At 41.9% G+C, this 8,790-nt stretch carries 9 protein-coding genes; 5 read left to right on the top strand and 4 right to left on the bottom strand.

Features of this window, described 5'->3' with window-relative positions; translation table 11 throughout:
• Positions 1–356 (bottom strand): hypothetical protein (locus A5875_RS23675; RefSeq protein WP_088933780.1); only part of this gene is annotated, 356 nt, incomplete at its 3' end.
• A gap of 126 nt (positions 357–482) precedes the next feature.
• Positions 483–998, bottom strand: a complete 516-nt coding sequence (locus A5875_RS11830) for a DUF6560 family protein (RefSeq protein WP_088933779.1) — start codon at positions 996–998, stop codon at positions 483–485.
• A 339-nt stretch (positions 999–1,337) separates the two neighbouring features.
• Between A5875_RS11830 and A5875_RS11825 the strand changes: the two genes are divergently transcribed.
• From A5875_RS11825 to A5875_RS11800, 5 genes are all read left to right on the top strand, one after another.
• The gene (locus tag A5875_RS11825; protein WP_088933778.1) at positions 1,338–2,069 is read left to right on the top strand and encodes a LytR/AlgR family response regulator transcription factor; all 732 of its coding nucleotides are present in this window, start codon (positions 1,338–1,340) and stop codon (positions 2,067–2,069) included.
• Positions 2,066–3,352, top strand: a complete 1,287-nt coding sequence (locus A5875_RS11820) for a sensor histidine kinase (protein ID WP_088933777.1) — start codon at positions 2,066–2,068, stop codon at positions 3,350–3,352. Before A5875_RS11825 ends, A5875_RS11820 begins: the two co-directional genes overlap by 4 nt.
• Before the next feature lie 191 nt (positions 3,353–3,543).
• Complete coding sequence (locus A5875_RS11815; RefSeq protein WP_088933776.1) at positions 3,544–4,140, top strand: hypothetical protein; 597 nt, start codon at positions 3,544–3,546, stop codon at positions 4,138–4,140.
• Between the two features lie 985 nt (positions 4,141–5,125).
• Entirely contained in the window at positions 5,126–6,058 is a 933-nt protein-coding gene (locus A5875_RS11805) for a PLP-dependent cysteine synthase family protein (RefSeq protein WP_088933774.1), read from the top strand.
• A 192-nt stretch (positions 6,059–6,250) separates the two neighbouring features.
• The gene (locus A5875_RS11800) at positions 6,251–6,715 is read left to right on the top strand and encodes an S-ribosylhomocysteine lyase (protein ID WP_088933773.1); all 465 of its coding nucleotides are present in this window, start codon (positions 6,251–6,253) and stop codon (positions 6,713–6,715) included.
• 71 nt (positions 6,716–6,786) lie between these two features.
• Here the strand turns inward: A5875_RS11800 and A5875_RS11795 are convergent, their stop codons facing one another.
• The gene (locus A5875_RS11795) at positions 6,787–7,968 is read right to left on the bottom strand and encodes a spr1629 family repressor/antitoxin (RefSeq protein ID WP_088933772.1); all 1,182 of its coding nucleotides are present in this window, start codon (positions 7,966–7,968) and stop codon (positions 6,787–6,789) included.
• 28 nt (positions 7,969–7,996) lie between these two features.
• The gene (locus tag A5875_RS11790; RefSeq protein WP_088933771.1) at positions 7,997–8,752 is read right to left on the bottom strand and encodes a spr1630 family ClpXP-sensitive toxin; all 756 of its coding nucleotides are present in this window, start codon (positions 8,750–8,752) and stop codon (positions 7,997–7,999) included.
• Positions 8,753–8,790: the final 38 nt, after the last annotated feature.

Below are 8,790 nucleotides of genomic sequence, written 5' to 3'. Positions count from 1 at the left end.
GTGATCTCTGAAAATAAGAACTGCTTTCTAAAGACAAATAATTTGATAGCCTCGATATGATCTCCATCTACTTGGACTTCCCACATGCCAGCGATAGGTAAGATCATCAGCAGCAGACCCGGAGAAGCAGCAATAAAAAATGCCAAAATATAAAAAAGTCTTAGCTGGTCAGTTAGTTCGCTCCATATCAAAACTCCCCCCATCACTCCGGCTTCGACGGCACCAAAAATAAAGTAAGACCTAGGCGTCCGAATCGTGAATTTCTTTTGTCCCCGCTTGATACCCTTTTTCTTCGTATTGTTTTCTAAAAATGCTAGTACCACTCCAACGATGCACACCGTAATCAAACTTTTCATTACTCAATCACCCTCCTTATGCAATGATACGCTTCAACATTTTCCCATGTCTCCAATAATACCGCTCATTGCTCCTTTTCGAACTATGCTCAATTTCTTTTCTTTGGCGTTTATTGAGCTCACCTTTTAATCTTTTTCACGTTTCATTTCTTCAATGGGAATGTTTGTCTTTTCGATTCGTTTAAGAAAAAGGTTCGCGCCTTCCATCATTCGGTCAACAAAGAAGGCTTTTTTACGTTTGCCATTGACATATACTTTCCAGCCGCCGCGTGTTTCTTTGCAGTGGGTGATCTCTGAAAATAAGAACTGCTTTTTAAAGACAAATAATTTGATGGCTTCGATGTTGTCTCCATCTACTTGGACTTCCCACATGCCAGCAATAGGTAAGATCATCAGCAGCAAACCTGGAAGGGCACCAAGAAATAATACTATAATATAAAAAATATTTAGTTGGTTAGTTAGTTCGCCCCATATTAAAATTCCGCCGATCATTCCGGCTTCGACGACACCAAAAATAAAATAAGACCTAGGCGTCCGAATCGTGAATTTCTTTTGTCCCCGCTTGATGCCTTTTTTCTTCGTATTGTTTTCTAAAAGTGCCAGTACCACCCCAACGATGCACACCGTAATCAAACTTTTCATTACTCAATCACCCTCCTTATGCAATGATACGCTTCAGCATTTTCTCATGTCTCGAAATAAAGCCGCTCGTTTTTCTAGTTTGTATAATAATACCAATTTTAAAGCATGGGGGATGCGGTGTCTATTGGAATTGGAGTTCTCAGCTTTGAATAGATAGACCAATAGTTGATAATTGCCAAGAGGCCTTTTTTTATTGGTTATTTGAACGTGTCTTTCATTAAGTTTAAAAGCCGTGGGGAATAGTGATTTGGTATAATGTTATGAAAAGACTATGAACGGAAAGTTGACTAATAGCCGGATGTGCACAATGTGTAAAAAAACGATAGAGGAGGGTGAGCGTTGAGAATCGCCATATGTGATGACGAACAAACAGTGAATGCGGTGCTTCAAAAACTGGTCGCTGAAGTCGTAGCCGAGCTGGGTTACCAGTGTGAGATAGGGCTATATTCTTCTGGCGACGCGCTTTTACAAACGTTAGAGGTGCATCCTCGGCAATTTCAGATTTATCTTTTGGATATTGAAATGGCTGGAACGAATGGACTGGAGACAGCAAGGCGAATACGAGAACAGGATGCGGATGCCATCCTTATTTTTGTCACAGGGCATCGTGAGCTGATGCCAGAGGCGTTTCGTGTCTTGGCATTTCAGTATATTGTAAAGCCCTTTGAGCAAGAATCGGTGAAGGGTATCCTTTTGTCAGCGGTGCGGCTGTTGGAGAAACACCGTACAATCTACACGTATACTATTCGCAAAAAGAAACACAGTCTGTTTTTATCGCAAATAGAAAGTGTAGAAAGCCAAGGAAGAAAGCTGATTATCCACACCACGGACGGGCAGCAAATTGAATATTACGGCAGGATGAAGGATGCGGTAGAGAAAGCTGCTGGTCTTACCTTCGTGCAGCCGCATAGATCTTACCTTATTAATTTGGAGCAGGTTAAGAATCTGGAAAGCTGGCTGATTGAGATGCGCAGCGGTGCTAAAATTTCGATCAGCAATCTTCATCATGATACCTTTCATGCGGCGTATCGTCGATTTGTTTTGGCGCGTACAGGCGGGGTGCGGCTATGATCAGTATCTTGATTCTAGTCATTCACGAAATCTTGACTGTAAGTGTGGGGTACCTGTTTCATGGACTATATCTTGAGAAAAAAAGAGGCTGGAGCAGTTCTAGGGTGGTAGGGTTGCTATTGGCTGCCGGCATTCTTTGGTCATTGCTTAGCGAGCTGGTGGAGTCGGCTTTTCCGCTGAACACGATTGTATTTGCTGTAGGAAGCATCTTTAAAGCGGCACTTTGTTTTTTCATCGTAACGCTTCCGTATGCAGGAAAACTGTCTAAACGCTGCTTTTTGACACTCTTTCTGATCACGCTTTCCACTATGGCTGAAGCGATCTCGATGACGCTTTTTTTGTGGTGGAAGCAGCTGGACTCCATCCTAAGTGTCAAACCTGTGGAAGCGTACGCCGTCAATTGGACGCTGCTTTTGTTGATGTACGGACTCGTAGTCATCATCAAAAGGGTGCGCAAAAATAAAGGCTTTATCACAAAGCCCTTAAGTCTGTATGCACTGGAGTCGCTGGTTCCGCTGCTGAGTCTACTGTTGCTTTTTCTGGGGTTCAAGTATCTGGAAAGGACTGGATTACTGGTCATCGCACTGATCATTGTTGTTATGGATGTAGCCGCTTTTTTCTTTTTTGAAAGGATAGAGCAGTATTACGCTCAAAATCAGAGCTATGCCTTACGAGAGCAGCAGAACCAAATGCGGGAGGATTATTATCAGCAGGTTGAAGCACATCAGAAGGAAATTCGCATCATGAAGCACGATATGCAAAATCAGTTGATTGCGCTTGACGGGCTGCTGCGGACAGGCAACTTAGAAAAAGCGGAGAAGAATGTGCAGCAGTTGGTTGCCCGGCTAGCTGCGGATACCCAGTATGATTTTACGGCGCATCCTGCGATCAATGCTTTGTTGGGAGCCAAGTACAAGCAGGCGCGGGAGAACAATATTCTGTGCGACTTTGATGTGCAGCTGCCGGAGGATGTACAGATGAACGGCAGTGATTTGGTTGCTGCTGTGGGGAACATTCTGGACAACGCCATCGAAGCCTGTCAGCACTGCACCAATAAGCGGTATATCCGTTTGCGTCTGGTGTATTACAATGCATCGTTGATTGTGAACTGTGAAAACAGTACTGACGGAAAGCATGTTGATCTGCAAACGAGAAAAAAAGACTCTGCCAACCACGGTCTTGGTCTGGAAAGCGTCCGTTCTATCGTAAATAGTTATCGCGGTGATCTGCAAAGTCAGTATACTGAGCAACACTTTCAAATTGAGTTTACGTTGTTTGAATAAGAATCCGAGCGGGCGAAAAATAGTTATGACGAGAAACCACCCTGTTTAATACATTGTAGCCGGTATCACCTTGTAACGCTCTATCCTAGCAGGTAGAATTGTTCTCACAAGTTGGCTGAAGCGGCTATCTAGCATCCTCTCATAGGGGAAGCTCCGCAAATAATGTTAAACAGGAAGGAAAAACTATTCCAATGAAAGTGTTATCCGTATTCTTACAGATTGTCGCATTCCCGGCAGCAATTTTTGTCGTCTCATTTTTGCTCCATCGTTTGGTAAGTAAAAAAGGAACAGTACTTCATACGCTCACAGCTGCCATTGATTTTTCTGTGGCTGGTTATCTGATTGGCGGGCTCGCACTATTTCCACTCTACTTTCTATTTCAACCGGTCAAGATTGATGGGATCACCTACTTGCTTGGTCCGAATCTTTGGGCCTATTGGCTTGTTTCTTTTATTGTGGTAACACCGCTGGTTATCGGGTGGTGTTCGTATTTTTTCTATTTCAAAGAGGTTGCCTACAGAAACATTTATCTGAACGCTATTTTTATCGGACTGTTTCAAGTGCCATTAGGCTGGATTATGGAAATTATCATCTACGTATATTGGAGAAAGACAATCCCTACCATTTATGATTACTTTTTCGGGAAGAACTTTCCTTGGATCATGATTAACTGGGTAATTGGCGCTATCGTTCCTTTAGCGGTAGCCTATTTGCTGAAAAAGGGAAAAAGGGAAAAAGGGAAAAAGGGAAAAAGGGAAAAAGGGAAAAAGGGAAAAAGGGAAAAATAGGAAAGCATCCACGTAAAATAAGGACGTAAACAAGTGACAGGCATCATTTGAAAAATACAATCGGGCGGAGCGAATTCAATTCGCCCGCTTTTTTGTTATCCGGCTAAACATTCAAGGTGACGAAAGTTCTGCTGATTTTAACTTAGGCGATTTCGCTGAAAAATAATAACGCATATGATTAGAAATCAAAAAGATGTTGCTGCGTGATGCTATAATTGGTTAATTTTTTATGTTTTATAGCTCTTATAAGTATCGCGAAAAGCTTCGCCAACCCACAAAAGAATCAGACCTGAGATCTTAAAAAGTGTCCATTTCAACCCGCCATTCGGAGGGAGTGAAACAATAAGAATCAAAAGCAGGTATTTCAAATATATTTTTATTAAATACACCCAAAACCTATAAATAGGGTTTCGCCAATACGGACTATTCTTCATATTATAAGCTCCTCATCTTTTTACTTATACACCAATAAGTGTAATCGCTATCATTTTTTACGTCCCAATTGTACGAAAAAACATATCTCAAGCAACATTGATTGAGATGACGAAATACTTTCATTTTTGCAAGTTGTCGTCTATTCTTCATCCCACCGCACAAAATTAAAATTCCCTGAGTATTTCCTTTGACAGGAGTTTCTCGCTGTGGTAAATTTTTAAAAACATTATGACCGTTCTAAATTTTGGGGAGGCAGAGACATGACATTCGGCAAACAATTCGCAACTAAATCTTGCTGTTGTTGTATGGTGCTAAAAAGCAGCATACCGTTTTGTCGTGTCTATTAACTGCCCAACATTCGCTTATTTTTGATACTGCCCGCTTCGGGGATTTTCTGGTATCGACATAGTGGAAGCTCAAGGTGCTGATTAATAGTCAGCACCTTTTTTGTTACCCAAAAATCTAATAACGGTTTGAACGGCGTAGTTGGATGAGAAGGAAACACCCATTTTTTGAAATAAATCCCTAAGTACAAGATAGGAGTACAACCATGATTATAGATTCGATTCAGGCGGCGATCGGGCATACCCCGCTGCTGCGTTTTACCCATCGGCATTTTGCGGAAATTCCCGAGGGTTCGGCGATTTATGCGAAGCTGGAATATTTGAATCCAGGTGGCAGTATCAAGGACCGGTTAGGGGTTTATCTGATTGAGGAAGGTCTTGCACAAGGCAGGATCAAGGAGGGCACGACCATTATTGAGCCGACTGCTGGGAATACAGGGATCGGTGTGGCGCTTGCGGCATTGGCGGCGGGCTTGCCGACGATCTTTGTGGTTCCGGAAAAATTCAGTCTGGAAAAGCAGGCGTTGATGAAGGCATTGGGCGCGAAAATTGTTCACACACCGACTGATGAAGGGATAAGTGGAGCGATCGCGGAGGCGAAAAGGCTCCATGAGGAAATCGCCGACAGTTATTTGCCTTTGCAGTTTGAAAATCCAGCCAATCCAGAGGCGTATTATTGGACATTGGCGCCTGAGCTGGTAGCGGATCTTGGAGCGGAGATCACAAGTTTTGTTGCAGGGATCGGCAGCGGCGGGACCTTCAGCGGTGTGGCTCGTTATCTGCTGGAAAGAAATCCGGCGGTCCGCTTGATCGGTGTGGAACCTGAAGGCTCGATCTTAAATGGCGGTGCGAGTCATGGTCATGAGATCGAAGGCATCGGTGTGGAATTTATTCCCGCCTTTCTTGAGGGATTGCCGATCAGCGGTTTCACGACGGTCAGTGACGCGGATGGTTTTGCGATGACTCGGCGGCTGGCGAAGGAGCATGGTGCTTTGATCGGCAGTTCGTCGGGTGCGGCGCTGGCGGCTGCCCTTGCGGAGATTGCCAAGCTGCCTGCGGGAAGTCGGGTCGCAACGATTTTCCCAGATGCGGGGGATCGTTACTTATCAAAGGACATTTATTCGCGGGAGAAGTATTGAGGCATTCTCCAGCTTGCCAAGTTATGGAATTTATAGGTTGGCAAAAATAAATGCGGGCATCATCGCAAGTCTTCATCTAAAAAATGAAGCTTTGCGAGCGTATTTATAAAAGCAATACAGAAGGTTACGTTCTGCGGCGGTCTTACTAACAGGAGCGGGCCGTCGCAGAAAAAATAATGGAGGCGAACGAAGATGAAAATGAATGTAGAAAGCTTCAACCTCGATCACACGAAGGTGCAGGCACCGTATATTCGCGTGGCGGACAAGAAAACAGGAGCAAACGGCGATTTGATCGTGAAATACGATGTTCGGTTAAAGCAGCCGAATCAAGCCTATATGGAAATGGCGGCGTTGCACTCGCTGGAGCATTTGACGGCGGAATTGATTCGCAACCATGCGGATTACATCGTGGACTGGTCCCCGATGGGCTGCCAGACAGGTTTTTACCTGACCGTCTTAAACCATGACGACATCGAAGCAATCATGGATGTGGTGGAGCTGACGATGAAGGACGTATTACAAGCAACCGAAGTTCCCGCAAGTAATCCGGTTCAATGCGGCTGGGCGGCGAACCACACATTGGAAGGCGCGCAAGCATTAGCAGAAGAATTTTTAAACAAACGCGACGAATGGGACACGATCTTCGCGGCGGAATAATATAAAAAAGGAACATGGAATGAACGATCTCTCGTCATCCCATGTTCCTTTTTGCAATTGTTAGTACTGGTTTACCTTTCTGCCGGAGAGAAGTTGATAATATTTGAACCATAGTAATCTTCTCTGACAGATTCTTTAAACTTCGCTAGAAACTCCGCATCAATACCTAGCAAGGATTCCAAAAAGGGTAGTTCAATATTGTAGGATTCCAAAAAATCATTAAGCAGCAAGAGGTGATTTTCAAAAACAAAATGAAGAAGCGCACGGGTTTTCCCAGGCTTGACTACAGGGATATCCTCATCTAAGGGTTCCTTCTTTCTCATGTTGTTTTTATTAAGCGAAGCATAAAAATACCTATTTTCTTCATAGCTAAGTAAGCCCAGTTTATAGGCTCTATATTCTAAAGCGATGATAGATACCATATATTTCATTTTCAGTTCGACATAAGAATAAGGATTCGACTTCTTAGTGATTTGATTAAAATCGTTTATAAAATCTTCTTCAGGCATCAAGAAATAAGAAGCAAAATCATTGGCTTCTTTTTCGATAGCTTTATGTTCATCTTTAGAAAGACTATCCATATCTATCAGACTATGCATGAGTAAATGACCTAATTCATGAGCTAAGTCGAAATTTCTTCTTACAGAGGACTTCTTCATATTTCCTAAGATGATAAATGCTCTATCTTCTTTTGTCCATGTACTATAAGCATCAATACTAGAGCCCATATTTTTTTCGAGGATCGAGATTCCAGCCATCTCTAATTTGTATAATAAATCTTTATTATTCTGTAAAGCTAACTTTTCTCGAGCATTCTCTGCAAGATGAGCGAGGACATCGTTTTTCTTCATTTTTACAGCGGGCTTATAGTATATTGCTTCCGAATATTTTCTCAAAGAATGGATAGAGCCTTGCGGCGCATCGACATTGTATTCAAATTCTGAAATAAAATGATTTATAAAGTTTATATAAGTCGTTTCCATTTTAGCCTTTTTTCGTGATTCACGATCTTCAGCTCTATAGGCAATGTGTTCAATGTCAGCAATCCCTTTTACAAAAGGTTCTGAATAGAAAAACTGAGGCTTAACAGAAAAAATCTTTTTGAATTCATTCACGATTTCAAATTTGGGAACAGTATATTGATTTTCGTATTGCCAAATCGCTTGTTCGCTAACATGAACTAAATCAGCGAGTTCTTTTCTGGAGAGACCTTTCAATTCTCGGACATTCTGTAATTTCTCTCCGAAAAACATGATAAACACATCCTTAATTTAAGTATAGTTATTCCTCGATTTCTTCGTCTTCTGCTGCAACAGAGTAACCAAATGAATTTGGTTCTCCAGAAAAAATCGTTTGATCGGTTGTTTTTTCGTCTCTGATAGGTGCAACATCCTCAAATGTTATCTCAAAAGGACTAGTCCCGATGTATTTTGTAAGATCCGCTATCCTGATCAAACTCATTGTTTCACTGTTGGGCATGGTCAATTCAATAGAATCGATAATCTTTGTTTCATCATTAACTTCATAAGTAACAATATAAAAACGAGAAGGCTTCTGATCAATGTTTAGAGAGCGGCCTTCTAAAACAGCTTTAACTTCCTCTGGATCGCTTAACTCTAATTCGATTTGTTCAGGCTTTTGAATAAACGAAAGGCCGGATTTTTTTAGTGACGGGAGGTTTATATCTGATAAATCAACTAAATAGTTTTTCTCTTTCTTTACATCTCCATCAAATGTTTGTTTGATCCGGCGAGAATTTTTTACAATAAGCATGAAATTCTCTGATTCTTCACTTAAAGTAAATTGGAGATACTCCCAAGTATAGCCGGCTTTTTCAATTTTAAAATCAATGCCTTGTTCTTGTCCAATTTTTGATACTTGATCGTCAATATGGTTTCCTTTAGTCCAAGCATAAGCTCCGCTGACACGCATTTCAGCTTTTTTAGTTTTACGTTCTTCAAGGTATTGTAAATAACCTTTTAAGGTTCCATCAACAATTGCTTGGTAGATCGCTTCACTCAGTTCAAAATCTTTCATGGCGTCCTCCTGTAATTTAAGTAGTATGGATATTATAC

The sequence above is a fragment of the Enterococcus sp. 3H8_DIV0648 genome, assembly GCF_002140655.1.
In the GTDB taxonomy this organism is placed as follows: Bacteria; Bacillota; Bacilli; order Lactobacillales; family Enterococcaceae; genus Enterococcus_A; species Enterococcus_A hulanensis.
Note: the sequence above shows the minus strand (reverse complement) of the source record. Positions and strands in the feature narration are given on the sequence as shown.

Coding starts and splice junctions, on each gene's coding strand:
- A5875_RS11830 (WP_088933779.1), bottom strand. CDS start 998: ATGAAAAGTTTGATTACGGTGTGCATCGTTGGGGTGGTACTGGCACTT.
- A5875_RS11820 (WP_088933777.1), top strand. CDS start 2,066: ATGATCAGTATCTTGATTCTAGTCATTCACGAAATCTTGACTGTAAGT.
- A5875_RS11815 (WP_088933776.1), top strand. CDS start 3,544: ATGAAAGTGTTATCCGTATTCTTACAGATTGTCGCATTCCCGGCAGCA.
- A5875_RS11805 (WP_088933774.1), top strand. CDS start 5,126: ATGATTATAGATTCGATTCAGGCGGCGATCGGGCATACCCCGCTGCTG.
- A5875_RS11800 (WP_088933773.1), top strand. CDS start 6,251: ATGAAAATGAATGTAGAAAGCTTCAACCTCGATCACACGAAGGTGCAG.
- A5875_RS11795 (WP_088933772.1), bottom strand. CDS start 7,968: ATGTTTTTCGGAGAGAAATTACAGAATGTCCGAGAATTGAAAGGTCTC.
- A5875_RS11790 (WP_088933771.1), bottom strand. CDS start 8,752: ATGAAAGATTTTGAACTGAGTGAAGCGATCTACCAAGCAATTGTTGAT.